Here is a 23,253-nt window from a genome sequence, read left to right as displayed (position 1 = left end):
TCGGATGGGAAGGGCCCGAGCCCTGCTTCCGGTTACGTTGAGGTGCATGGACACGGACACCGTTCTGCGCCCGATCGCCGTCGTCGGCGGCGCCCTGGTCGTCACCCTGCTGGCCGGATGGCTGCTGGACCTGCTGCTGCGCCGCGCCGACGCCCGGCACAGCGAGACCCCGCTGTGGGGGCTGCTGCGCCACTGCCGGCTGCCGTTCCAGCTCGTGCTGTGCGCGACGCTGCTGTACGGATCCCACCGGCGGATGGGGATCGGCCCGGAGTACGTCTTCGCCGTGGGCCGCGCCCTGACCCTCGTGCTGATCGGCTCGGCGGCGTGGCTGCTGGTACGGATCGCGACGGCGGTCGTGGACGCCTCGTACGCCCGCTACGCCGCCCAGAACCCGGACGACGCGCGGGTGCGGCGGGTCCGCACCCAGGTGACGCTGATCCACCGGGTGGTCACGGCGGTGGTCGTGGTGGTCGCGGTGGCGGCGATGCTGCTCACGTTCCCGCCGATGCGGGCGGTCGGCGCCTCGATGCTGGCGTCCGCGGGCGTGCTCGGCATCGTGGCGGGCATCGCGGCCCAGTCCTCGCTGGGCAACCTGTTCGCCGGACTGCAGATCGCCTTCGGCGACACGGTGCGGATCGGGGACACGGTGGTCGTGGACGAGGAGTGGGGGACGGTCGAGGAGATCACCCTGACCTTCCTGGTGGTCCGCACCTGGGACGAGCGCCGGATCACGATGCCTGTGTCGTATTTCACAGGCAAGCCGTACGAGAACTGGTCCCGCGGAGGCGCGCAGATGACCGGGACCGTCTTCTGGCACCTGGACCACAGCGCACCGCTCGACCTGATGCGGGAGCAGCTCCTGGGGATCCTGGAGGAGATCCCGGAATGGGACGGCCGCACCGGAACCCTGGCGGTCACCGACACGACCCCGCACACCATCCAGGTCCGGGCGGTGGTCACGGCGAAGGACGCGACGGACATCTGGACCGTCCGCTGCCAGGTCCGCGAGCGCCTGATCAGCTGGCTCCTGGCCCACCACCCGTACGCCCTGCCCCGCATCGCCACCTCCCCCGCGGACCCGCGCCCGAGCCCGTCCTGACGTTCTGACCGGGGCCCGGCCCCGGCCCGGGTCGGAACGTCAGGCGGAACAGGGCTCCGCCGCCCGGTGCCGGCTCCGCCACGAGCTCCGCGGAGTGCGCCCGGGCGATCTGGCGGGCCATCGCCAGGCCCAGCCCCGAGCCCGGCAGGGCGCGGGCCGCCCCGGCCCGGTAGAAGCGGTCGAAGACGTACGGCAGGTCCTCCGCCGCGATGCCCGGACCGTGGTCCCGTACGGTCAGCTCGGCCCGGCCGGCGCCGCCCGGCGACACCAGCTCCACCTCCACCGGCGCCCCCGCGGGGCTGAACTTCGCCGCGTTGTCCAGCAGGTTCGACACGAGCCGGGTCAGCCGCGCCGGTACGCCCGGCACCACCACCGTCTCCGCCCCGCGGACGCGCACCCGCACCGGGACCGACGGCCGGTGCGCCCGCGCCGCCTCCGCGCAGTGCTCCACCAGCGGCGCCAGCCGTACCTGCTCCACCAGCGGCTGCGGCTCCTCGTCCCGGGCCAGCTCGATCAGGTCGTTCACCAGCCCCGTCACCTCCCGCAACTGCCGGCCCAGCGCGAGCGAGGCCCGCTCGCGCTGGGCCGGCGTCAGCCGCTCCCCCCGCGCCAGCAGCTCCGCGTTGGTCCGCAGCGCCGTCAGCGGGGTCCGCAGCTCGTGCGACGCGTCCGCGACCAGCCGCCGCTGCGCCGTGACCGACTGCTCCAGCTCGCCCAGCATGGTGTTGAAGCTCCCGGCCAGCCGCGTGATCTCGTCCTCCCTCCCCGGCGGCCCCGGCGGCGGCAGTTCGATCCGGTGCCGGGGATCCCGCGTCGCCGCGATCCGCTCGGCGGTGGCCGTGAGCCGGGTCACCGGGGCCAGGCCGGTCCGCGACACCCAGTACCCGAGCCCGGCGGCCACCAGCACCCCGGCCGCGCCGATCAGCGCCAGCCACCAGGCCGCCTCCTCGATCCCCTTCTCGACGGTGTCGGCCCGCAGCGCGACCTGGAGCGCCCGGCCCTTCGCGTAGTCGGTGGTGAGCATCCGCGTCGGGTGCCCGGCGTGCACGATGTCCGTGTAGAACGGCGCGTGCCGCCCGGCGGCCACCGCCCGCGTCGCGGAGTCCACCGGCAGCAGACGGGGCTTGGCCGGATCGTCCGCCGGGTCGGCCGGCACCACCTCCGCGCAGGCGGGCGCCGCCAGGAAGCGGCACTCCCCGGCCAGGGTGTCCGGCCCGGAGTCAGGGTTGCGCTGCGCCGCGAGCCGCGCGGACTGGGTCAGGCTCAGGTTCAGCTGCTCGTACAGGGCGCTGCGCACGACGAAGAAGGCCGCCGTGCACACCCCGACCGCGACCAGCGCCACCGCCGAGGTGACCGCCAGCGCCAGGCGGGTCCGCAGCGGCCGGCGTCTGCGCCAGGGAGCGCCGAGCCGGCGCCGCCCCCGCCCGGCGGCGCTCACGCCGGGCCCAGCCGGTATCCGACCCCGTGGACGGTGTGCACCAACCGCGGCTCGCCGCCCGCCTCCAGCTTCCGCCGCAGGTAGCCGACGTACACGGCGAGGGAATTGGAGTCCGGTCCGAAGTCCCGCCCCCACACCAGCTCCAGGATCAGCTCCCGCGGCAGCACCTGTCCGGGGTGGCGCAGCAGCAGCTCCAGCAGCGCCGCCTCGGTCCGGCTGAACTCCAGCGGCCGCCCGCCGCGCCTTCCGGTGCGCGTCCCGGGGTCCAGTACGAGGTCCGCGAAGGCGAGCACCTCCGCGCCGGCCGGATCGGGCGCGGCCCGCCGCAGCAGGGCCCGGACCCGGGCCACCAGCTCGTCCAGCGCGAACGGCTTGACGAGGTAGTCGTCGGCGCCCGCCTCCAGACCGTCGACCCGCTCGCTCACCGAGTCCAGCGCGGTCAGGACGAGTACGGGCGTACGGTCGCCCAGCGCGCGCAGCTGCCGGCAGACCCCGAGCCCGTCCAGTACGGGCATCATCACGTCGAGCACCACCGCGTCCGGCTGCCAGCCGGCCACCTCGGACAGCGCGGCCAGCCCGTCGCCGGCTCCCCGCACCTCGTACCCCTCGACGGCCAGCCCGTCCTGGACGGCGGCCCGCACCTCGGGCTCGTCGTCCACGACCAGGATCCGCTGCGCGCCCGTGCCACCCGTACCGCTCGTGCTGCTCATGGGCAAAGCCTGCCAAAGAGTTCTGAGAGAACCTCTTAGAACGTTCTTAGGGCGCACCGGAAGTCTGCGTCCATGACCACACGACGCACCTCCCTCCGGCCCCTGTCCGTGGTGATCGGCGCGGGCGGCACCGGAGGCCACATCTACCCCGGGCTCGCCCTCGCCGAGGCCCTGCGCGCGGCCGTCCCGGATGCCGTGGTCTCGTTCATCGGGACCGAGCGGGGCCTGGAGACCGAGCTGATTCCGGGCGCCGGGTACCGCCTGCACACCGTCGACATGATCCCCTTCGACCCCTCGCTCGGAGCGAAGCGCTATCTGCTCCCGGCGGCGCTCCTGCGCTCGGCGGGACAGGCCCGCTCAGTGATCCGGGCCCAGGGCGCGCACGCCGTCGTGGGCATGGGCGGCTACCCGAGCGCGCCGGCCGTGCTGGGGGCGCGGATGGCGGGACTGCCGGCCGTCATCCACGAGTCCAACGCGGTGCCGGGCCGCGCCAACCAGTTCGCGGCCCGGCTCACCCCGCACATCGCGGTGGCCTTCGACCGCAGCCGGGCCCATCTGGCGGGCGGGGCGCACGCGCTGACCACCGGAATGCCGATCTCCGCCGCCCTCGCCCGGCTGGCCGGCCTGACCCGGCCGGAGCGGGCGGTCCTGCGCGCCGAGGCCCGGCGGGCCCTGCACGTCCCCGACGGACGCCGCCTGATCGTCTTCAACGGCGGCAGCCTGGGCGCCGCCCGGCTCACCGCGGCCGCCGTCGGGCTGGCCGGGCTCTGGCAGGGGCGGGACGACGTACAGATGCTGATCAAGACGGGTCCGAAGGCGCTGCCGGACACCGCCGCCGATCTCGCCGCCCGCGGCGGGCAGCGCGTCGCCCGGGCCGTGCCGTACCTGGACCGGATGGACCTCGTGTACGCGGCCGCCGACCTGGTGGTGTGCCGGGCCGGCTCCGCGACGGTGGCGGAGCTGGCGGCGACCGGGGTCCCGGCCCTGCTCGTCCCGTACCCCCACGCCCCCGGCGACCACCAGACCCACAACGCCCGGGTCCTCGTCGACGCGGGCGCGGGCCTGCTGCTGCCGGATGCCGCGACCACCGCCGACCGGCTTGCGGTGCTGCTCGGTCCGCTGCTGGCCGATCCGGCCCGGCTGGCCGCGATGGCCGGCGCCGCCGACCCCGGCCCGCACGCTCGGGCCGCCGAACTGCTGGCGGCGGAGGTCCTCCGCGTGGCCGGCGTCCCCCTTCCCACCCTGGAGCGGATATGAACACCCACACGAACACCGTGAACCCCTGGACGGGCCGTACGGTCCTGGTCACCGGAGCCGAGGGGTTCATCGGCTCCACCCTGGTCGACCTGCTGGTGGCGCGGGGCGCCCGGGTCCGCGCCTTCGTCCACTACAAGCCGTACGCGGAGAAGGGCCACCTGGCGCACCACCTCGCCGACCCCGACGGCCCGGTCGAGATGTGGGCGGGCGACATCCGCGACGCGGGCCGGGTCAGCGACGCGGTGGAGGGCTGCGACACCGTCTTCCACCTGGCGGCGCTGATCGGGATCCCGTACAGCTACGCCTCGCCGGGCGCGTACGTGCAGACCAATGTGACGGGTACGGAGAACATGGCGGAGGCCTGCCGGCGGCACGGGGTGCGGCGGCTGGTGCACACGTCCACGAGCGAGGTCTACGGCACGGCGCTGACGGCCCCGATAGCGGAATCGCACCCGCTCCAGCCGCAGTCCCCGTACTCGGCGTCCAAGATCGGCGCGGACATGATGGCGCTGTCGTTCCACCACGCGTTCGAGCTGCCGGTGACGGTGGTCCGGCCGTTCAACACGTACGGCCCCCGCCAGTCGGCGCGGGCCGTGATCCCGACGATCCTGGCGCAGCTGCACGCGGGGGCGCGGGAGATCCGGCTCGGCTCCCTGTCCCCGACCCGGGACTTCACGTACGTGACGGACACGGCCGAGGGCTTCCTCGCGGTGGCGGAGTGCGACCGGGCGCTGGGCGAGGTGGTCAACCTCGGTACGGGCGAGGAGATCTCGATCGGCGACCTGGCGCGGGCGCTGATCGCGGCGTCGGGCCGCGACGCGCAGGTCGTGGTGGACGCGTCCCGGCTCCGCCCGACGGGAAGCGAGGTCCACCGCCTGCTGTCGGACAACTCCCGCGCCCGGGACTGGGCGGGCTGGACGCCGCGGGTCTCCCTGACGCGGGGCCTGTCCCTCACCTCGGACTGGATCGCCTCGAACCCCGACCTCTTCGCCCCGTCCCGCTACCAGGTCTGACCGGGTGCGGCTCCGCCCGCCCCCGGGCGGAGCCGCACCCCCGCTAACTGCTGCGGAGGCTGCGGACGTCCAGGTGGCGCAGGACCCGGTCCACGATCTCCGGGTCCGCGCCCGGCTCACTGCGCGCGGCCAGCACCTCGTGCCGCGCCGCCGACATCATCTCCCGCTGGATCCGCTGGACGTCCCGGATCCGCTCCACCCGCTTCGCGTACGCTTCCCGCCGCTCCTCGTCCACCATGTCGGGGCTGATCCTCGCCCCCACGTCGTACGCCCGCCGGTACAGCACCTCCACCAGGTCCTCCGGCAGGTCCTCCACCTCCTCGATCTCCTTCAGCCGCCGCTTCGCCGCCTTCGCCGCGCGGATCGCCAGCTTCCGCTCGGTCTCCCGCTCGGCGTCCTCGTCGGCCTCCACGCCCAGCAGCCGCACCAGCCAGGGCAGCGTCAGCCCCTGGCAGACCAGCGTCACCATGATCACGGCGAACGCGATGAAGATGATCTGGTCCCGCCCGGGAAACGGCGCCCCGCCGTCCACCGTCAGCGGAATGGCCAGCGCCAGTGCCACCGAGGCCACCCCGCGCATCCCGGCCCACCACATCACCACGCTCTCCCGCCAGCTCAGCGGGATCTCCTCGTCGTAGTCGCGCCGCTTGTGCAGCCGCTTGGCCAGCCAGCCGGCCGGCAGCAGCCACAGCAGCCGTACGCCGACGACGACCGCGGTCACGGCGGCCGCCCACCCCGCCATCTCCCACTCGCGGCCGGCAGCGACGCCGAACACGTTGTGCAGCTCCAGCCCGATCAGCCCGAACGCCACGCCCGTGACCAGCATGTCCACGACCTCCCAGAACGTGTGCCCGGCGAGCCGCCCGAGCACGTCGTCCGCGTCGGAGGCGTACTCCGCGAGGAACAGGGCCGTCGTGAGCACGGCCAGCACCCCCGACCCCTGGAGCTCCTCGGCCACCACGTACGACACGAACGGCACCAGCAGCGTCAGCCCGATCTGGAGCGTGGCATCGCCGAGCCGCCCCATGAGCGCGTTGGCGGCCCAGCCCAGTCCCAGCCCGACGGCGACGGCGACCACGGCGGAGAGCACGAACTCCCCCAGCGCGTCCGGCCAGGAGAAGCTGCCGCTGACGGCGGCGGAGATGGCCACGTGGTAGAGCACGATCGCGGTGACGTCGTTGAACAGGCCCTCGCCCTCCAGGATCGACACCATGCGGCGCGGCAGCCCGAGGGCGCCGGCGACGGCGGTCGCGGCGACGGGATCGGGCGGGGCCACGAGCGCGCCGAGCGCGACCGCGGCGGCGAGCGGCAGGCCGGGGACGACGGCGTTCGCGACGGCGGCGACCGCGGCGGTCGTGACGAACACGAGGGCCACGGCGAGCAGCAGGATGGGCCGGACGTTGGCGGCGAACTGCCGCCAGGAGGTGCGCTGCGCCGAGGCGTAGAGCAGCGGGGGCAGGACGAGCGGCAGGATGTACTCGGGTGGGACGTCGACGTTCGGCACGGCCGGGACCAGCGCGAGCGCGACCCCGCCGACGGTCATCAGGACGGGCGCGGGCAGCCCGAGCCGGTCCCCGAGCGGGACGCTGACCACGGCCCCGAGCAGCAGCACGAACAGCAGAGCAAGCTGATCCACTCCCCCACCCTGCCAGGCCGCTGCCGCTGGGCCCTGCGGTCGGAAGGCCGCTTCCGCGTGTCGGCACACCAGCCGGGCGAGCCCGCGCCGGGACGCTGCCCCGCACGCCGACCGCGGGCGGGGCACGATGCGGGCGGGCCGGTGCCGCGCGGCCGGGGCCCTGCCTCCGCGCCCCTCGGCGCACCCGACTCCTGCCCGGCGCAGGGCTTCGCGGCCGGGGCTACGGCAGTGCGCGCCGCATCGCCCGGTGCGGGATGCCCGCGTCCTCGAACTCCGGGCCGTAGGCCTCGTACCCGAGACCCTCGTAGAAGCCCAGCGCGTGCGTCTGCGCGCCCAGGTCCACGGCGGTCAGGCCCAGCCGGGCCGCCTCCGCCTCGATCGCCCGGACCAGTGCCACCCCGACGCCCAGCCCGCGCGCGGCCTTGCGTACGGCGAGCCGCCCCAGCGAGCCGACCGCCGGGTCGCCGCCCGTCTTGGCCTGCGCCGCCGGTCCGTGCAGCAGCCGGCCGGTGCCCAGCGGCTCCCCGTCGGACCCCACGGCCAGCAGGTGCACCGCGACCGCGTCGTACGCGTCGTACTCGATCGACTCCGGTACGGACTGCTCGACCACGAACACCTCGGTCCGCACCGCGAAGCACGCCGCCAGGTCAGTCTCCGTCCCGGCCACCCGGACCGTGAAAGCGGTCACTCGCTCTCGGCCCGGATCACGTCCAGCGCGTGCTGCAGGTCCGCCGGGTAGGTGCTCTCGAACTCCACCCACTGGCCGTCCGCCGGGTGCTCGAACCCGAGCCGCACCGCGTGCAGCCACTGCCGGGTCAGGCCCAGCCGCTTGGCCACCGTCGGGTCGGCGCCGTACGTGAGGTCGCCGACGCAGGGGTGGCGGTGCGCGGACATGTGCACGCGGATCTGGTGCGTGCGCCCCGTCTCCAGCTTGATGTCGAGCAGTGAGGCCGCGCGGAAGGCCTCGATCAGGTCGTAGTGGGTGACGGAGGGCTTGCCCTCCTGGGTCACGGCCCACTTGTAGTCCGCGCTGGGGTGGCGCCCGATCGGCGCGTCGATCGTGCCGCTCATCGGGTCGGGGTGGCCCTGGACGAGCGCGTGGTAGCGCTTGTCCACGACCCGCTCGCGGAACTGGTTCTTCAGCGAGGTGTACGCGCGCTCCGACTTGGCGACGGCCATCAGGCCGGAGGTGCCGACGTCGAGTCGGTGCACGACGCCCTGGCGCTCGGACGCGCCGGAGGTGGAGATGCGGTACCCGGCGGCGGCGAGGCCGCCGATGACGGTGGTGCCGGTCCAGCCGGGGCTCGGGTGGGCGGCGACGCCCACCGGCTTCATGATGACGACGATGTCGTCGTCGTCATGGACGATCTCCATGCCCGGGACCGGCTCGGCGACGAGCTCGACCGGCCGCGGCGGCGCGGGCATCTCGACTTCGAGCCAGGCGCCGCCGTGCACGCGCTCGGACTTCCCGACGACGCTGCCGTCGACCGACACCTTCCCCGCGGCGGCGAGCTCGGCCGCCTTCGTCCGGGAAAAACCGAACATGCGGGCGATGGCGGCGTCCACGCGCTCGCCTTCGAGGCCATCGGGAACGGGCAGGGTGCGGATCTCGGGAATCGTACTCACCTGTCGAGTATGCAGGACTCGACGGTGCACCCGTCCCGCGATCAGTCCTTGTGGACGGTGCCGTCCGGGTCCAGACCCCTGAAGGACAGCAGCACGATCAGGATGCCGCCGCACACGATCGCCGAGTCCGCGAGGTTGAAGACGGCGAAGTGGGCGGGTGCGATGAAGTCGACCACGGCCCCCCGGAACACCCCGGGCGAACGGAAGATCCGGTCGGTGAGGTTGCCCAGCGCGCCGCCCAGCAGCAGGCCCAGGGCGATCGCCCACGGCAGGCTGTAGAGCTTGCGGGCCAGCCGCACGATCACGATGATCACGGTGGCCGCGATGCACGTGAAGATGATGGTGAAGGCCTCGCCGAAGCCGAACGCGGCGCCCGGGTTGCGGATCGCCTCGAACTTCAGCAGATCGCCGATGATCCGGATCGGCGGCTCGTGCTCCAGCTTCGCGACGACCAGCATCTTGCTGCCGAAGTCGAGCAGGTAGGCGAGCAGCGCGACGACGAGCAGCGCGACGATCCGCCGACGCCCCTTGGGCGCGGCGGACTCCGGCTGGGCGTCGTCCCCGACCTCCGGCGTACCGATGATGCTCTCCGCCTCTGCCACGTGAGTCCCTCGACTAGCTCGAACCAGGTCGCCGACGACGCGGCCCTACGGCCCCGCCGGGCCCCTGGACCCCGACGAGACACGAGAGTACGTCAGGGTCCGCCCGCGGCGGCAGCCCGGCCCGTGGCCCCTCAGTGCCTGCGCTCCTGCTTCTGCTTGCAGTCCACGCACAGCGTCGCCCGCGGGAAGGCCTGCATCCTGGCCTTCCCGATGGGCTGGCCGCAGTTCTCGCAGAGCCCGTACGTGCCCGCGTCCAGCCGCTCCACGGCCCGCTCGGTCTGTTCGAGCATCTCGCGGGCGTTCGCGGCCAGGGCCAGCTCGGACTCCCGGGTGATGTTCTTGGTGCCCGTGTCGGCCTGGTCGTCGCCCGCTCCGTCGCCGGAGTCCCGCATCAGGCCCGAGATGGCCGCGTCGGAGGCCTGGAGCTCGTCGCGCAGGCGCAGCACCTCGCTCTGGAGCTCGGCACGGGCCTCGGCCACCTCCGCCGGGGTCCAGGGGTCCTCGCCGGGCCGTACGGCCAGCTCGCCCGGCGCCAGGGCCGTTGCTGCCGTGACCCTGACCTTCGGCAGTCCGCTCGTGGCGGCCGCAGCCGTCTTCCTGGCCGTGCCGGTGCTCTTCTTGGCAACCACTTTCCGGGCTCCCGTCTGTTGCGCGGCCTGCGCCGCCCCCTCGGCCGCGGCCGCCTTGGCCGTGGCCTTCCTCGCGGTCGTCTTCCCGACGCCGGTCGCCTTCTTGGCACCCGCCTTCTTGGCGGGCACCTTCTTGGCATTCGCCTTCTCGACGGGCGCCTTGTCGGCCGCCTTGGCCGCCGGTTTCTCCGCCGCCTTCGCCACAGCCTTGGCCACGGCCTTGGCCACGGCCTTCGTCGCCGACTTCGCCGGCGCCCGGGTCGTGGAGTTCGCGACCGTCGTCTTCCCGGCGGCGGTCGTCTTCTTCCGGGCCGGAGCCGCACCCTCGGCCGCCGCGGCCTTCCCGACGGCCTTTCCGACAGCCTTCTCGGCAGTTCTCCCGGCGGTCTTCTTCGCCACCATGGCCGCGGCCCCTTCACATACTGTGATCTTGCTCGCGAATCGTGCCGGAACGATAAATCGACTCCGGCCTCGCGGCAACGGGGCACGCGTCCATCGATGCCAACCTGCATCCGTTGTGCCCAGCAGGGAGCCCGGTAATCCGCCACTCCCGTCCCACCGGAGCCCGGACCGGCGCACCGGCCCATTCGGGTCACGCCGCCACCCGCCCGGCCCCGGCCGCGAACCCGGTCCCGAGCCCCGCCGCGACCCCCGACCCGACCCCCCGTAAACCGGTCTGCCGAGCGCGCCCCCGCCCCGTACACTGGGCCCAGCGAAAGGCATGGACGGGGACGAGTAGCGTCGGACGCAGCCAGGAGCGACCCGGGGACGGTGAGAGCCCGGGGGCGAGCGCGATGCGAAGGATCACCCCTGAGCCGCCGGAAGAAAGCCCGTACGGATCCCCGTGGGGCCAGTAGAACCGGCTTCGCACCCCAATGAGGGGGCCACCGGATCCGTCCGGCGGCCAAGGAGGGTGGTACCGCGGGAGCAGCAGGTCCTTGGGAACGAGGGCGGCTCTCGTCCCTCCGGACGGAAGTGACACCCCGCCGGAGGAAGAGTTCAGCCTCATGACCACACCGCCGCAGTACCGCCCGGTACCCGCCCAGGTCGACCTGCCCGCCCTCGAGCACGCCGTTCTCGACTTCTGGCGCGAGAGCAAGACCTTCGCCAAGACCCTGGAGCAGTCCGAGGGCCGCCCCGAGTGGGTGTTCTACGAGGGCCCGCCCACCGCCAACGGCATGCCCGGCGCGCACCACATCGAGGCCCGCGTCTTCAAGGACGTCTTCCCGCGCTTCCGCACCATGCGCGGCTACCACGTGGCCCGCAAGGCCGGCTGGGACTGCCACGGCCTGCCCGTCGAGCTCGCCGTCGAGAAGGAGCTCGGCTTCAACGGCAAGCAGGACATCGAGGCGTACGGCATCGCCGAGTTCAACTCCAAGTGCCGCGAGTCCGTGACCCGCCACACCGACGCGTTCGCCGAGCTCACGACCCGGATGGGCTACTGGGTCGACCTGGACGACGCGTACCGGACCATGGACCCCGAGTACGTGGAGTCCGTGTGGTGGTCGCTGAAGGAGATCTTCAACAAGGGCCTGCTCACCCAGGACCACCGCGTCGCCCCCTGGTGCCCCCGCTGCGGCACCGGCCTCTCCGACCACGAGCTGGCCCAGGGCTACGAGACGGTCGTCGACCCCTCGGTCTACGTCCGCTTCCCGCTGACCTCCGGCCCCCTCGCGGGCGAGGCGGCCCTGCTGGTGTGGACGACGACCCCGTGGACCCTGGTGTCCAACACGGCCGTGGCCGCGCACCCCGAGGTCACCTACGTCGTCGCCACGAACGGCGAGGAGAAGCTGGTCGTCGCCCGGCCGCTGCTGGAGAAGTCCCTGGGCGAGGGCTGGGAGGCCACCGGCCAGACCTTCACGGGCAAGGAGATGGAGCGCTGGACCTACCAGCGCCCCTTCGACCTCGTGGAGTTCCCCGAGCCCGCCCACTACGTCGTGAACGCCGAGTACGTCACGACCGAGGACGGCACCGGTCTGGTCCACCAGTCCCCCGCCTTCGGCGCCGACGACCTCGCGGTCTGCCGCGCGTACGGCCTGCCCGTCGTGAACCCGGTCCGCCCCGACGGCACCTTCGAGGAGGAGGTCCCGCTGGTCGGCGGCGTCTTCTTCAAGAAGGCCGACGAGAAGCTGACCGCCGACCTCGACGCGCGCGGCCTGCTCTTCAAGCACATCGCCTACGAGCACAGCTACCCGCACTGCTGGCGCTGCCACACGGCCCTGCTCTACTACGCGCAGCCGTCGTGGTACATCCGCACCACCGCCGTCAAGGACGCGATGCTGCGGGAGAACGAGAAGACGAACTGGTTCCCGGACTCGGTCAAGCAGGGCCGCTTCGGCGACTGGCTGAACAACAACATCGACTGGGCGCTCTCCCGCAACCGCTACTGGGGCACCCCGCTGCCGATCTGGCGCTGCGAGGAGAACCACCTCACCTGCATCGGTTCCCGCGCGGAGCTGGGCGAGCTGACGGGCACGGACCTCTCGGACCTGGACCCGCACCGCCCGTACATCGACGACGTCACGTTCGCGTGCACGCACGAGGGCTGCTCCCTGACCGCCGTCCGCGTCCCGGAGGTCATCGACGCCTGGTACGACTCGGGCTCGATGCCGTTCGCGCAGTGGGGCTACCCGTACAAGAACAAGGAGATCTTCGAGAAGCGCTACCCGGCGCAGTTCATCTCGGAGGCCATCGACCAGACGCGCGGCTGGTTCTACACGCTGATGGCGGTCGGCACGCTCGTCTTCGACAAGTCCTCGTACGAGAACGTGGTCTGCCTGGGCCACATCCTCGCCGAGGACGGCCGCAAGATGTCCAAGCACCTGGGCAACATCCTCCAGCCCATCCCGCTCATGGACCAGCACGGCGCGGACGCGGTGCGCTGGTTCATGGCGGCCGGCGGCTCCCCGTGGGCGGCGCGGCGCGTGGGCCACGGCACGATCCAGGAAGTGGTCCGCAAGACCCTCCTCACGTACTGGAACACGGTCGCCTTCCAGGCGCTGTACGCCCGTACGTCGAACTGGGCCCCGTCGGCGGCCGACCCGGCCCCGGCGGACCGCACGGTCCTGGACCGCTGGCTGCTGTCGGAGCTCCACACCCTCACCACCGAGGTCACGGAGGCGATGGAGTCGTACGACACCCAGCGCGCCGGCAAGCTCCTGTCCTCCTTCGTGGACGACCTGTCCAACTGGTACGTGCGCCGCTCGCGCCGCCGCTTCTGGCAGGGCGACGCGGCCGCGCTGCGCACGCTGCACGAGGTGGTCGAGACGGTGACCCGCCTCATGGCCCCGCTCACCCCCTTCATCACGGAGCGGGTCTGGCAGGACATGATCGTCCCCGTCACCCCGGACGCCCCGGAGTCGGTCCACCTGTCGACGTGGCCGACGGCCGACGCGTCGCAGGTGGACGGCCGGCTCTCGCAGCAGATGCTGCTGGTCCGGCGTCTGGTGGAGCTGGGCCGGGCGACGCGTGCCGAGTCGGGCGTGAAGACCCGCCAGCCACTCTCCCGGGCCCTGGTCGGCGCGGCGGGCTTCGACGCGCTGTCCCCCGAGCTCCAGGCCCAGATCACGGAGGAACTGAACGTGTCCTCCCTGGCCTCCCTGTCGGAGGTCGGCGGCTCGCTGGTCGACACGACCGCGAAGGCGAACTTCCGGGCGCTGGGCAAGCGCTTCGGCAAGGGCGTCCAGGACATCGCGAAGGCGGTGGCCGCGGCCGACGCGGCGGCGCTCTCCCTGGCCCTGCGCTCCGGCTCGGCGGTGATCTCGATGAACGGCGAGGAGATCTCCCTCTCCCCGGAGGAGGTCATCATCACGGAGACCCCGCGCGAGGGCTGGTCGGTGGCGTCCGACTCCGGCGCGACGGTGGCCCTGGACCTGGAGATCACCCCGGAGCTGCGGCTGGCCGGCCTGGCGCGTGACGCGATCCGCCTGATCCAGGAGGCCCGGAAGAACTCCGGCCTGGACGTGGCGGACCGGATCGCCCTGCGCTGGTCCTCGTCGGACCCGGAGGTGGTGACGGCTCTGACGGACCACGCGGCGCTCATCGCGGACGAGGTCCTGTCGACGGACTACGCGTCCGGCGAGGCGGACGCCGCGTACGGCGAGCCGTTCACGGACGAGTCCCTCGGCCTGACGTTCCGCCTCCGCAAGGCGTAAGCGGGAAGAACCGAACGGCGCCCTCCCTCACGGGGGGGGCGCCGTTCGTCGTTCCGCGCACGCAGCGGGCCGAGCCGGATTCGAACCGGCGTCTTCCCTCCTGCGGAGAATGGCGCGACGACCTCTGCGCTACCGACCCGCTGCGGGGGCCACTGTAGCGGCCCCCCGCAGGCCCCCGGATACGCGGAAACGGGCCGGGCCCGGTACCCCCGTGGGGGAACCGGGCCCGGCCCGTGACTGCCGACGGCGCCGCAGAGGGCGTACCGCCTAGTTGTCGTCCTCGTCGATCAGGAAGCCGCGCATCGGCGACGGCGCCTGCATCGGCTGCGGGGCGGTCGGCCGCACCGGAGCCATCGGCTGCGTCATCGCGGGAGACATCTGCTGCTGGCCACCGTACGAGGGGCCGCCCATCGGGGACGGGCCGCCCATCGACGCGGGACCGCCCATGGGCGACGGGGCGCCCATCGAGTGGCCCATGGCTCCGGCCGGAGCCATCGACGGGGTCGGCGACGGCGGCAGCGCCGGGCCGGCCGGGTTGCGCGGCGGGGCCAGGGAGTCGTCGGCCTGGGTCTCCAGCTGGCGCAGCTGCGACTCCAGGTAGGACTTCAGGCGCGTACGGTACTCACGCTCGAAGCCCCGCAGGTCCTCGACCTTGCGCTCCAGCGTGGCGCGGGCGGACTCCAGGGAGCCCATCGCGACGCGGTGCTTCTCCTGGGCGTCCCGCTCCAGCGCGTCGGCCTTGGCACGGGCGTCCCGCTCCAGGCCCTCGGCGCGGCTGCGCGCCTCGCCGACGATCTTGTTGGCCTCGGAACGGGCCTCCGCGATCGCCTGGTCGGCGGTCTGCTGCGCCAGCGACAGGACGCGGGCGGCGCTGTCGCCACCGGGGCCCTGCTGCGGGAGCTGCGGCTGCTGCATCTGCTGCATCTGCTGCTGCTGCATCTGCTGACCCATGGGCTGCATCTGCTGGCCCATCGGCTGCATCTGCTGGCCCATGGGCTGCATCTGCTGGCCGAGCGGGTTCTGGCCGCCCATGGACTGCTGGCCCATGCCCTGCTGGCCCATGCCCTGCTGGCCCATCTGCTGCTGGCCACCCATGGTGTGCATGGGGCCGCCCATCGGGCCCGGGCCGCCCGGACCCTGCGGTCCAGGTCCACCGGGGCCGGCCGGAAGCTGCGGCTGGCCACCCGGAAGCTGCGGCGGACCCATCTGCGGCGGGCCCTGCTGCGCCGGCGGGCCGGATATGGCGGCGGGCACGGGGGCGCCGGGGCCTCCGGGGCCGCGCTGATCCTGGGGTTCCGGCTTGCGCATGCCCTGCTGCTGCTGGTTCTGCGCGGCGGCACGCGTGGCGGCGGCCAGCTTGGCGCGCAGGTCCTCGTTCTCGCGCAGCAGGCGCGTCAGTTCGGACTCGACCTCGTCGAGGAAGGCATCGACCTCGTCCTCGTCATAGCCTTCTCGGAGGCGGACGGTCGTGAACTGCTTGTTCCGCACGTCCTCGGGAGTCAGCGGCATGTCTTCTTCACCTCTACGTAGTCGTCGGCAGTCGGCAAGACCGTATCGGGACTGTCCCCGCGCTCGCGGGGAAGCTCATCGTTCACACGCTTCTCGCAGCGGTGCTCACGAAACTGATGAGGATGTAAACGATGATCATCAGAACGAAGAAGGACAGGTCGAGTGCCACGCCCCCGAGACGCAACGGCGGAATGAAACGCCGAAGAAGCTTGAGCGGTGGATCGGTGACAGTGTAGGTGGCCTCAAGGACGACCACCATCGCCTTGCCGGGTGTCCATGAACGTGCGAACTGGAAGACGTAGTCCATCACCAGTCGGAAGATCAGCACGATAAGGAAGCACATCAGCGCGATGTAGACCACCTGCAGTGCGACGCCCATCCCGCGCTTCCCTCTCCCCTGCTCTCGCTCTGTCCCCGGCCCCGTGTCTGACGGATCGGTCTAGCTTTGGTTGAAGAACCCGCCCTCCGCGATGCGGGCCTTGTCCTCCGCCGTGACATCGACGTTAGCAGGCGACAGCAGGAACACCTTCTGTGTCACGCGTTCAATGCTGCCGTGCAGGCCGAAGACGAGACCGGCGGCAAAGTCGACAAGTCGCTTCGCATCCGTGTCGTCCATCTCCGTGAGGTTCATGATCACCGGAGTGCCCTCACGGAAGTGTTCCCCGATGGTACGGGCCTCGTTGTAGGTCCGGGGGTGCAGCGTCGTGATGCGGTACGGCTCCCGCTCGGAGACGACCTTGGGCATGATCACGGGGGCGTTCTTCTCCAGGTTCGAGCGTTCAGGTGTGATGGATGCCACGGGGGCGATTCGCGCAGGACGTCCGTTTTCCACCGGCAATGGGATGGGTTCCCGTTGCGCCGGAGGCTGGGCAACTCGTACCGGTTCGTCCGTTACGGGCGGTTGGTGTACGGCCTGCTGGCGCCGGCGGTCCCGCTCCGGTTCCGGCTCGGGCTCGAACTCGTCGTCGGGGTCGTACCCCGGGTTGTCGTACCGGTCGTCCTCCACGAGGCCGAGGTAGACCGCCATCTTGCGCATCGCGCCGGCCATTCTCTGAATCCTCCGCTCTGTGGTGGATCGCCCTGTCGCAGGTGTCGCTGTGTCACCAAAGTCACCAACTGCCCGCGATCCACGTGGTCTGTCCGCCCGTCAGCGGGAATGACCATATTTTCTGCTGTGGTCCGACTTTCTTCGCGACGTTACCCGAGCCGGGGTCTCGCGCCGAGTACCGCAGTGCCGACGCGTACATGTGTCGCACCGGCCGCAACGGCCTGTTCCAGGTCTGCACTCATCCCGGCCGACACCATCGTGGCAGTCGGATGGTCCGCGCGCAGGCGGGATGACAATTCCACCAGCCGCTCGAAAGCGGCCTGTTCGCGTCCCGCGTAGCCCCCGGCCAGCGGGGCGACGGTCATCAGACCGTCGAGCCGCAGTCCCGGGGCCCCGGCCACGAGGTCCGCGAGTCCGGCGAGCTGCTCCGGAGCGGCGCCGCCGCGGGCGCCGCGCTCCCCCGACTCGGCGTCGAGGGCGATCTGCACGAGGCAGCCGAGTTCGCGCCCGGCCCCCTCCGCGGCCACCGAGAGCGCCGTGACGAGCTTCGGCCGGTCGACGGACTGCACGACATGCGCGTATCCCGCCACGGAACGGACTTTGTTCGTCTGCAACTGACCCACGAAGTGCCAGGTGAGCGGCAGATCCGCGCAGGCCGCGGCCTTGGGGGCGGCGTCCTGGTCGCGATTCTCCGCCACATGACGGACGCCCAGGTCCGCCAGCAGTCGTACGTCGCTCGCGGGGTAGGTCTTGGTGACGACGATGAGCGTCACCTCGTCCTGTCCCCGCCCCGCAGCCGCGCAGGCGGACGAGATACGTTCCTCCACCCGCGCGAGGTTCTCCGCGAGCTCCGTCTTACGGTCCGTCATTACCTAGTCCAACCAGACATATCCGGCAAGCCGCCCGGTCACCCGGTCGCGGCGGTACGAGAAGTGCTCCCGCGACTCCAGTGTGCAGACCGCCGAGCGGTGCGACTTCACCACCCCCGCCTCCGCGAGCTGGGCGTGCACCCCGGCGACCACGTCGACGGACGGGGTCCCCCAACTCGTCTCGCCGTACGCGGCCGGTACCGCCTCGGCGACCGCGGCCCGCATCTCGGCCGGCACCTCGTAGCAGCGCCCGCAGATCGCGGGGCCGGTACGGGCGATGATCCGCCCGGGGTCGGCCCCGAGGGCGACCATCGCCTCCACGGCGGCGGGCACCACTCCGGCGACCAGCCCGGGCCGGCCCGCGTGGGCCGCGCCCGCGACCCCGGCGACGGGGTCGGCCAGCAGGACCGGGGTGCAGTCCGCGGTGAGCACCGCGAGGGCGAGCCCCCGACGGGCGGTCACCACCGCGTCGACCGCCGGGACGTCGGCGGCGGCGCCCCAGGGTCCGGGGACCACCGCCACGTCCCTGCCGTGCACCTGGTTCATCCAGACCACCTGGTCCGGCTCGATGCCGAGGGCACCGGCGGCGGCGGCCCGGTTCGCGAGAACGGCGGTGGGGTCGTCTCCGACCGCGCCGCCGAGATTGAGCTCCTCGTACGGAACGGCGCTCACCCCGCCCCACCGGTCGGTGAAGGCGAAGTGGGCGCCGTTCTCTTCGTACTGGTCCAGCGTCACTTCAAGAAGTCCGGGACGTCCAGCTCCTCGGCCGGGCTGTCCTGGTACGGCCGGGCCGTCGGGACCTGCGGCGCGGGGGCCGCGGTCTCGACCGGAGCGGCCTCGACCGGGGCCGGGGGCTCTTCGCGCGGGGTGACCGTGCCCAGTCCGCCGAAGGCCGGGCGGGCCGGCTCGGCCGCGCGGACCGGCGCCGGGGCCGGCTCCTCGCGCTTGGTGGACGCGGCACCGATGACGTTGTCCCGGCGTGCCGGGGGCTGTCCGCCGTCGAAGCCGGCGGCGATGACGGTGACCCGTACCTCGTCGCCCAGCGCGTCGTCGATGACGGCGCCGAAGATGATGTTCGCCTCGGGGTGGGCGGCCTCGCTGACCAGCTGCGCCGCCTCGTTGATCTCGAAGAGACCGAGGTCGGAGCCACCGGAGATGGAGAGCAGCACACCGCGGGCGCCGTCGATGGACGCCTCCAGCAGCGGCGAGGAGATCGCCATCTCGGCGGCGGCCACCGCGCGGTCGTCGCCGCGGGCGGAGCCGATGCCCATGAGGGCCGAGCCGGCCTCGGACATGACGGACTTGACGTCCGCGAAGTCGAGGTTGATCAGACCCGGGGTGGTGATGAGGTCGGTGATGCCCTGGACGCCCGAGAGCAGGACCTGGTCGGCCGACTTGAAGGCGTCCAGGACCGAGACCTGGCGGTCCGAGATGGACAGCAGTCGGTCGTTCGGGATGACGATGAGGGTGTCGACCTCTTCGCGGAGCTCGGCGATGCCGTCCTCCGCCTGGTTCGCGCGGCGCCGGCCCTCGAAGGTGAACGGCCGGGTGACCACACCGATGGTCAGGGCGCCGAGCGAGCGCGCGATGTTGGCGACGACGGGTGCGCCGCCGGTGCCGGTGCCGCCGCCCTCGCCGGCGGTGACGAAGACCATGTCGGCCCCCTTGAGGACCTCCTCGATCTCTTCGCGGTGGTCCTCTGCCGCCTTGCGACCGACTGCCGGGTTGGCGCCGGCGCCGAGGCCCCGGGTGAGTTCACGGCCGACGTCGAGCTTGACGTCGGCGTCGCTCATCAACAGCGCCTGGGCGTCCGTGTTGATGGCGATGAACTCGACGCCCTTGAGACCGACCTCGATCATTCGGTTGATGGCATTGACACCACCGCCGCCGACACCGATGACCTTGATGACTGCGAGGTAGTTCTGCGGTGCTGCCACGTCGAAGGCCTCTCGCCTCGAGTTACGTGTCGCCGCCTCGCGGGCCTGCGTTGCGACGACTGATGCCGAAATGTGGGACGGTCCGAACGCGCCGACCCGAACCCTAACCCTGAAGTTTAGGGTTAAGTATGTGCCTGTTCCTTGGACTCTTCCGAACAGGACACTAAGTCGACAAGTAGCGCGTGTTCAACGAACACGCCGAACCTCCCGTTTTTCTTTTCACCCTATGTGATCACCCGTATCGGTGGCCAACCAGGGTGCGTCGCTGTTCGACCCGGCGTCAACTCCCGGACACCGCAGGGGCGGTGGGGACGCTCACGTCAAAGTGGTCAGCCCTGGGCACGGCTTTCAACAGGGCCGCCAGCGCACGCCCCTTCGCCCCGCCCTGCTCACCGCTGCCCCAGACCACGGTCCGGCCACGGGTCAACTCCAGTACGACCGAGTCGTACGAGCCCACCTTGACCTGCACCGTCTCCTTGGCGACCGCTTCGGGGAGGTCTCCGGCGACGCCGACGGCCTCGCGCAGCAGCCGCTCCTCGTCGAAGCGGCGGCCGCTCGGAGACTGCGCCGCGGACAATTCGAGGACCGGAACGCCTGCGGGAGCTTTCACGGCCGTGTCGAATCGCACACCCGAAGCGTCCACTTCGACGAACTTGGCGTCCTTTTTGATGAGCAGGACGGGTTTGCGCTCCGTCACTTTCAGCCCGATTCCGTGCGGCCAGGCCCGCACCACGTCGACCGAATCGACGCGGGGCAGCCGGTCGCGGACCCGGCCCGCGATCTCGTCGGTGTCCACGGTCACCAGGGGCGCCCCGACCGGTACGGCCGCGGCGGCCAGCACCTGCTCGGGGGTCAGCACCTGCGTCCCGCTCGTGGTCACCTTCTCGACGCGGAGCCAGGAGGAGCCGTAGAGGACCCAGCTGCCGCCCCCCGTGAGGAGGGCGGCGGCGAGGAGGCAGAGCAGCACGGGGCCCCGGTGCCGCAGGCGCCGGACGAGGCGCTGGACACCGGGGCCCCGCGGGCCGGACCCCCCTGAGGGCCCCGACGACCCCTGCTGCTTGGGCGGCTTGGGAGAGCCGGAGCCCTTGCCCTTCCGGGCGGGCCCGGAATTGCCGCGCTGTGCGGTCGTCGCTCCGGCCACTCCTGTGCCTCCTGCGCTAGCGGTTCCTGTGTGCGGCGATCGCCTCGTACACCATCGCGACGAGCAGGTCGTCGGCGTCGCGGCGGCCGAACTCGGCGGCGGCGCGGGACATCTCGTACAGGCGGTGCGGGTCGGCGAGCACCGGGAGGACCTGGCTGAGCACCCACTCGGGCGTCAGCTCCGCGTCGTCGACGAGCAGGCCGCCGCCGGCCTTGACCACCGGCTGGGCGTTGAGCCGCTGTTCGCCGTTGCCGATCGGCAGCGGGACGTACGCGGCCGGCAGCCCGACGGCGGAGAGTTCGGCGACGGTCATCGCGCCCGCGCGGCACAGCATCATGTCGGCGGCGGCGTACGCGAGATCCATCCGGTCCACGTACGGTACCGGCACATACGGCGGCATCCCGGGCATGTTGTCGACACGCGGCAGTTCGTTCTTCGGGCCCACCGCGTGAAGGATCTGGATCCCGGAGCGCTGGAGGGTCGGAGCGACCTGCTGGATGGTCTCGTTGAGGCGGCGGGCGCCCTGCGAGCCGCCGGAGACCAGCAGGGTCGGCAGGTTGGGGTCCAGGCCGAAGGCCGCGCGCGCCTCCGGGCGGACCGCGGCCCGGTCCAGGGTGGAGATGCTGCGGCGCAGCGGGATGCCCACGTAGCGGGCGCCGCGCAGCTTGCTGTCGGGGGTGGAGACCGCGACGGCGTGCGCGTAGCGGGAACCGATCTTGTTGGCCAGTCCCGGCCGGGCGTTGGCCTCGTGGACGATGATCGGCACCCCGAGCCGCTTGGCGGCGAGGTAGCCGGGCAGGGCCACGTAGCCGCCGAAGCCGACCACGCAGTCGGCCTTGGTGCGCTCCAGGATCTCCTCTGCCGCCTTGATCGTCCCGCGCAGCCGTCCGGGGACGGTGATGAGCTCGGGGGTGGGCTTGCGGGGCAGCGGGACGGCCGGGATCAGTCCCAGCTCATAGCCGCGCTCGGGCACGAGGCGGGTTTCGAGCCCGCGCTCCGTGCCGAGGGCGGTGATGCCCACGGAAGGGTCCTGCCTGCGCAGGGCGTCCGCGAGGGCGAGCGCCGGCTCGATGTGGCCGGCGGTCCCCCCACCGGCGAGTACGACATGCACCGAAATTCACCGCTCTCCGGACGGACGCCTCTTGACGCTCCGTCTCATCGACTTCCATCTCTGCCCGGTCCGCTTCCGGCCCGCCTTGGGCCGGCGCATCGCGAGCGCCGCGCGCGCCGCCGGCTCCTCCCGCGCGAAGGCGATGAGCAGTCCGACCGCGAACATGGTCGGCAGCAGCGCGGACCCTCCGTACGAGAACAGCGGGAGCGGGACTCCGGCGATCGGCAGCAGACCGAGCACCGCACCGATGTTGATCACGGCCTGCGCCGTGATCCAGGTGGTCACGCCTCCCGCGGCATACCGTACGAAGGAGTCCTCCGTGCGTCCGGCCACGCGGATACCCGCATAGCCTAGAGCCGCGAACAGGGCGAGTACCGACAGCGTCCCCGCCAGACCCAGTTCCTCCCCGGTGATGGCGAAGATGAAGTCGGTGTGCGCTTCGGGCAGTTGTCCCCATTTTTCCACACTGGCACCCAGACCGGAACCGAACCATCCGCCCGATGCGAGGGCATAGATCCCGTGCACGGCCTGCCAGCACAGGTCGCCCCGGCCGGGATCCGTCGCGCCGAGGCAGGCGAGCCGGTCCATCCGGTGCGGACTGGTCTTGATCAGCAGTGCGACGATCACACCCGCGAAGGCGAGCACCGCCACGAACATCCGCGTCGGGGCTCCCGCCAGCCACAGCAGGCCGAACAGGATGGCCCCGAGGATCATCGCGGTGCCCATGTCCCCGCCCAGCATGATCAGCCCGAGCAGCAGGAAGGCCACCGGGACCAGCGGCACCAGCAGGTGCTTCCACTGGCTCAGCAGCTCCTTCTCGCCCTTGCGGGCCAGCAGGTCCGCGCCCCAGAGGATCAGTGCCAGCTTGCCGAACTCACTGGGCTGGAGCATGAACGGACCACCAAGGGAGATCCAATTCTGGTTGCCGTTGATAGACACCCCTATCCCGGGGACCTGGACCAGGACCATCAGGAACAGGGTTCCCGCGAGCACGGGGTACGACAGGGCCCGGTGCAGTTTGACGGGCATCCGGGAGGCGATCAGCAGCAGCCCGGCGCCGATCAGGGCGGCCAGGAACTGCTTCTTGAAGAAGTACGCGTCGCCCAGCCCCAGCTGGAGGGCTTTGATCATCGAGGCCGAGTAGACCATCACCAGGCCGAGCACGGTGATGAGCAGCGAGCTGCCGAAGATCAGGTAATAGGCGGTGAGGGGCCGGTCCCAGGCCTTGCGCAACTGCCGCTGCGTACGCCGGAGCCGCTCCAGCGGGCCGCGCCCGCCGGGCGGCCGCACGCTCCCCGCCGGACGCCTGCGGCCCTGCGCCTTGACCGCCCTGGCGGACCTGGCGCCGCTCACGGACTTGACGGCCTTCACCGCGGACGGCCGCCGCCCCGGCAGCACTTGCTTGGCCGGCATGTGTGACCTTCCCCTCCACTCGTGCGAGGCGAGCAGCCGGTCGGGGAGGACTCGCCGACCT

The 23,253-nt window shown here is 72.1% G+C and carries 20 protein-coding genes and 1 tRNA gene; 4 read left to right on the top strand and 17 right to left on the bottom strand.

The genetic code is table 11. The features are described 5' to 3' along the window. The first annotated feature begins 46 nt into the window (after nucleotides 1–46). Nucleotides 47–1,099 (top strand): mechanosensitive ion channel family protein, encoded by a 1,053-nt coding sequence (locus K7B10_RS28880; RefSeq protein ID WP_229340471.1) that lies wholly within the window; start codon nucleotides 47–49, stop codon nucleotides 1,097–1,099. Here K7B10_RS28880 and K7B10_RS28875 read toward each other — a convergent pair. After that, nucleotides 1,017–2,537: a sensor histidine kinase gene (locus K7B10_RS28875; RefSeq protein WP_229340469.1), complete on the bottom strand. Its 1,521-nt coding sequence runs from the start codon at nucleotides 2,535–2,537 to the stop codon at nucleotides 1,017–1,019. The genes K7B10_RS28880 and K7B10_RS28875 overlap by 83 nt on opposite strands. Then, a complete protein-coding gene (locus tag K7B10_RS28870) occupies nucleotides 2,534–3,247 on the bottom strand; it encodes a response regulator transcription factor (protein WP_229340467.1) in 714 nt (237 codons plus the stop codon). The genes K7B10_RS28875 and K7B10_RS28870 overlap by 4 nt, the downstream gene beginning before the upstream one ends. A 72-nt stretch (nucleotides 3,248–3,319) precedes the next feature. On the opposite strand from K7B10_RS28870, the gene K7B10_RS28865 reads away from it, so the two are divergent. Together K7B10_RS28865 and K7B10_RS28860 are read left to right on the top strand one after the other, a co-directional pair. Beyond that, nucleotides 3,320–4,504 carry a UDP-N-acetylglucosamine--N-acetylmuramyl-(pentapeptide) pyrophosphoryl-undecaprenol N-acetylglucosamine transferase gene (locus tag K7B10_RS28865; RefSeq protein WP_229340465.1) on the top strand — a complete coding sequence of 395 codons (1,185 nt, stop codon included), beginning with the start codon at nucleotides 3,320–3,322 and terminating at the stop codon, nucleotides 4,502–4,504. Further along, nucleotides 4,501–5,517 (top strand): SDR family NAD(P)-dependent oxidoreductase, encoded by a 1,017-nt coding sequence (locus K7B10_RS28860; RefSeq protein WP_229340463.1) that lies wholly within the window; start codon nucleotides 4,501–4,503, stop codon nucleotides 5,515–5,517. The genes K7B10_RS28865 and K7B10_RS28860 overlap by 4 nt, the downstream gene beginning before the upstream one ends. A gap of 43 nt (nucleotides 5,518–5,560) precedes the next feature. Here the strand turns inward: K7B10_RS28860 and K7B10_RS28855 are convergent, their stop codons facing one another. The 5 genes from K7B10_RS28855 to K7B10_RS28835 all read right to left on the bottom strand — a co-directional run bounded on the left by K7B10_RS28855 (nucleotide 5,561) and on the right by K7B10_RS28835 (nucleotide 10,412). After that, the gene (locus K7B10_RS28855) at nucleotides 5,561–7,153 is read right to left on the bottom strand and encodes a Na+/H+ antiporter (RefSeq protein ID WP_229340462.1); all 1,593 of its coding nucleotides are present in this window, start codon (nucleotides 7,151–7,153) and stop codon (nucleotides 5,561–5,563) included. Between the two features lie 220 nt (nucleotides 7,154–7,373). Continuing rightward, a complete protein-coding gene (locus K7B10_RS28850) occupies nucleotides 7,374–7,841 on the bottom strand; it encodes a GNAT family N-acetyltransferase (protein ID WP_229340460.1) in 468 nt (155 codons plus the stop codon). Then, nucleotides 7,838–8,779, bottom strand: coding sequence for an RluA family pseudouridine synthase (locus K7B10_RS28845; protein WP_229340458.1), 942 nt, complete (start codon nucleotides 8,777–8,779; stop codon nucleotides 7,838–7,840). The genes K7B10_RS28850 and K7B10_RS28845 overlap by 4 nt, the downstream gene beginning before the upstream one ends. A 41-nt stretch (nucleotides 8,780–8,820) precedes the next feature. After that, nucleotides 8,821–9,381, bottom strand: a complete 561-nt coding sequence (lspA, locus tag K7B10_RS28840; protein ID WP_030863691.1) for a signal peptidase II — start codon at nucleotides 9,379–9,381, stop codon at nucleotides 8,821–8,823. Between the two features lie 131 nt (nucleotides 9,382–9,512). Next, entirely contained in the window at nucleotides 9,513–10,412 is a 900-nt protein-coding gene (locus tag K7B10_RS28835) for a TraR/DksA family transcriptional regulator (protein WP_229340456.1), read from the bottom strand. A gap of 605 nt (nucleotides 10,413–11,017) precedes the next feature. On the opposite strand from K7B10_RS28835, the gene ileS reads away from it, so the two are divergent. After that, a complete protein-coding gene (gene ileS, locus K7B10_RS28830) occupies nucleotides 11,018–14,164 on the top strand; it encodes an isoleucine--tRNA ligase (protein WP_229340453.1) in 3,147 nt (1,048 codons plus the stop codon). 65 nt (nucleotides 14,165–14,229) lie between these two features. On the opposite strand, the gene K7B10_RS28825 is transcribed toward ileS, so the two are convergent. The 10 genes from K7B10_RS28825 to ftsW form a co-directional block, all read right to left on the bottom strand. Continuing rightward, a tRNA-OTHER gene (locus tag K7B10_RS28825) sits at nucleotides 14,230–14,303 on the bottom strand. A gap of 128 nt (nucleotides 14,304–14,431) precedes the next feature. Then, nucleotides 14,432–15,673, bottom strand: coding sequence for a DivIVA domain-containing protein (locus K7B10_RS28820; RefSeq protein ID WP_229340451.1), 1,242 nt, complete (start codon nucleotides 15,671–15,673; stop codon nucleotides 14,432–14,434). 82 nt (nucleotides 15,674–15,755) lie between these two features. Next, the gene (locus tag K7B10_RS28815) at nucleotides 15,756–16,052 is read right to left on the bottom strand and encodes a YggT family protein (protein WP_030155988.1); all 297 of its coding nucleotides are present in this window, start codon (nucleotides 16,050–16,052) and stop codon (nucleotides 15,756–15,758) included. A 60-nt stretch (nucleotides 16,053–16,112) separates the two neighbouring features. Then, complete coding sequence (locus K7B10_RS28810) at nucleotides 16,113–16,721, bottom strand: cell division protein SepF (protein ID WP_048480482.1); 609 nt, start codon at nucleotides 16,719–16,721, stop codon at nucleotides 16,113–16,115. A gap of 149 nt (nucleotides 16,722–16,870) precedes the next feature. Next, nucleotides 16,871–17,590 (bottom strand): YggS family pyridoxal phosphate-dependent enzyme, encoded by a 720-nt coding sequence (locus K7B10_RS28805; RefSeq protein ID WP_229340449.1) that lies wholly within the window; start codon nucleotides 17,588–17,590, stop codon nucleotides 16,871–16,873. 3 nt (nucleotides 17,591–17,593) lie between these two features. Next, nucleotides 17,594–18,325, bottom strand: a complete 732-nt coding sequence (pgeF, locus tag K7B10_RS28800) for a peptidoglycan editing factor PgeF (RefSeq protein WP_229340447.1) — start codon at nucleotides 18,323–18,325, stop codon at nucleotides 17,594–17,596. After that, nucleotides 18,322–19,527: a cell division protein FtsZ gene (ftsZ, locus tag K7B10_RS28795; RefSeq protein WP_132755925.1), complete on the bottom strand. Its 1,206-nt coding sequence runs from the start codon at nucleotides 19,525–19,527 to the stop codon at nucleotides 18,322–18,324. The genes pgeF and ftsZ overlap by 4 nt, the downstream gene beginning before the upstream one ends. A 280-nt stretch (nucleotides 19,528–19,807) precedes the next feature. Beyond that, entirely contained in the window at nucleotides 19,808–20,668 is an 861-nt protein-coding gene (locus K7B10_RS28790) for a cell division protein FtsQ/DivIB (protein ID WP_372481479.1), read from the bottom strand. Nucleotides 20,669–20,684: 16 nt separating this feature from the next. Continuing rightward, a complete protein-coding gene (gene murG / locus K7B10_RS28785; RefSeq protein ID WP_030863673.1) occupies nucleotides 20,685–21,779 on the bottom strand; it encodes an undecaprenyldiphospho-muramoylpentapeptide beta-N-acetylglucosaminyltransferase in 1,095 nt (364 codons plus the stop codon). Between the two features lie 6 nt (nucleotides 21,780–21,785). Then, a complete protein-coding gene (gene ftsW, locus K7B10_RS28780) occupies nucleotides 21,786–23,192 on the bottom strand; it encodes a putative lipid II flippase FtsW (protein ID WP_229340445.1) in 1,407 nt (468 codons plus the stop codon). Nucleotides 23,193–23,253 lie beyond the last annotated feature (61 nt).

This window comes from Streptomyces flavotricini (assembly GCF_020639365.1).
GTDB lineage: Bacteria > Actinomycetota > Actinomycetes > Streptomycetales > Streptomycetaceae > Streptomyces > Streptomyces flavotricini.
This window is presented reverse-complemented; position numbering and strand designations above follow the sequence as displayed.

Bases quoted from the DNA above. Each gene is read 5' to 3' on its own strand.
- ftsW (WP_229340445.1), bottom strand. From the start codon at position 23,192: ATGCCGGCCAAGCAAGTGCTGCCGGGGCGGCGGCCGTCCGCGGTGAAG.
- K7B10_RS28835 (WP_229340456.1), bottom strand. From the start codon at position 10,412: ATGGTGGCGAAGAAGACCGCCGGGAGAACTGCCGAGAAGGCTGTCGGA.
- K7B10_RS28810 (WP_048480482.1), bottom strand. From the start codon at position 16,721: ATGGCCGGCGCGATGCGCAAGATGGCGGTCTACCTCGGCCTCGTGGAG.
- K7B10_RS28865 (WP_229340465.1), top strand. From the start codon at position 3,320: ATGACCACACGACGCACCTCCCTCCGGCCCCTGTCCGTGGTGATCGGC.
- K7B10_RS28820 (WP_229340451.1), bottom strand. From the start codon at position 15,673: ATGCCGCTGACTCCCGAGGACGTGCGGAACAAGCAGTTCACGACCGTC.
- ileS (WP_229340453.1), top strand. From the start codon at position 11,018: ATGACCACACCGCCGCAGTACCGCCCGGTACCCGCCCAGGTCGACCTG.
- K7B10_RS28860 (WP_229340463.1), top strand. From the start codon at position 4,501: ATGAACACCCACACGAACACCGTGAACCCCTGGACGGGCCGTACGGTC.
- K7B10_RS28815 (WP_030155988.1), bottom strand. From the start codon at position 16,052: ATGGGCGTCGCACTGCAGGTGGTCTACATCGCGCTGATGTGCTTCCTT.
- K7B10_RS28870 (WP_229340467.1), bottom strand. From the start codon at position 3,247: ATGAGCAGCACGAGCGGTACGGGTGGCACGGGCGCGCAGCGGATCCTG.
- K7B10_RS28880 (WP_229340471.1), top strand. From the start codon at position 47: ATGGACACGGACACCGTTCTGCGCCCGATCGCCGTCGTCGGCGGCGCC.
- K7B10_RS28805 (WP_229340449.1), bottom strand. From the start codon at position 17,590: ATGACGGACCGTAAGACGGAGCTCGCGGAGAACCTCGCGCGGGTGGAG.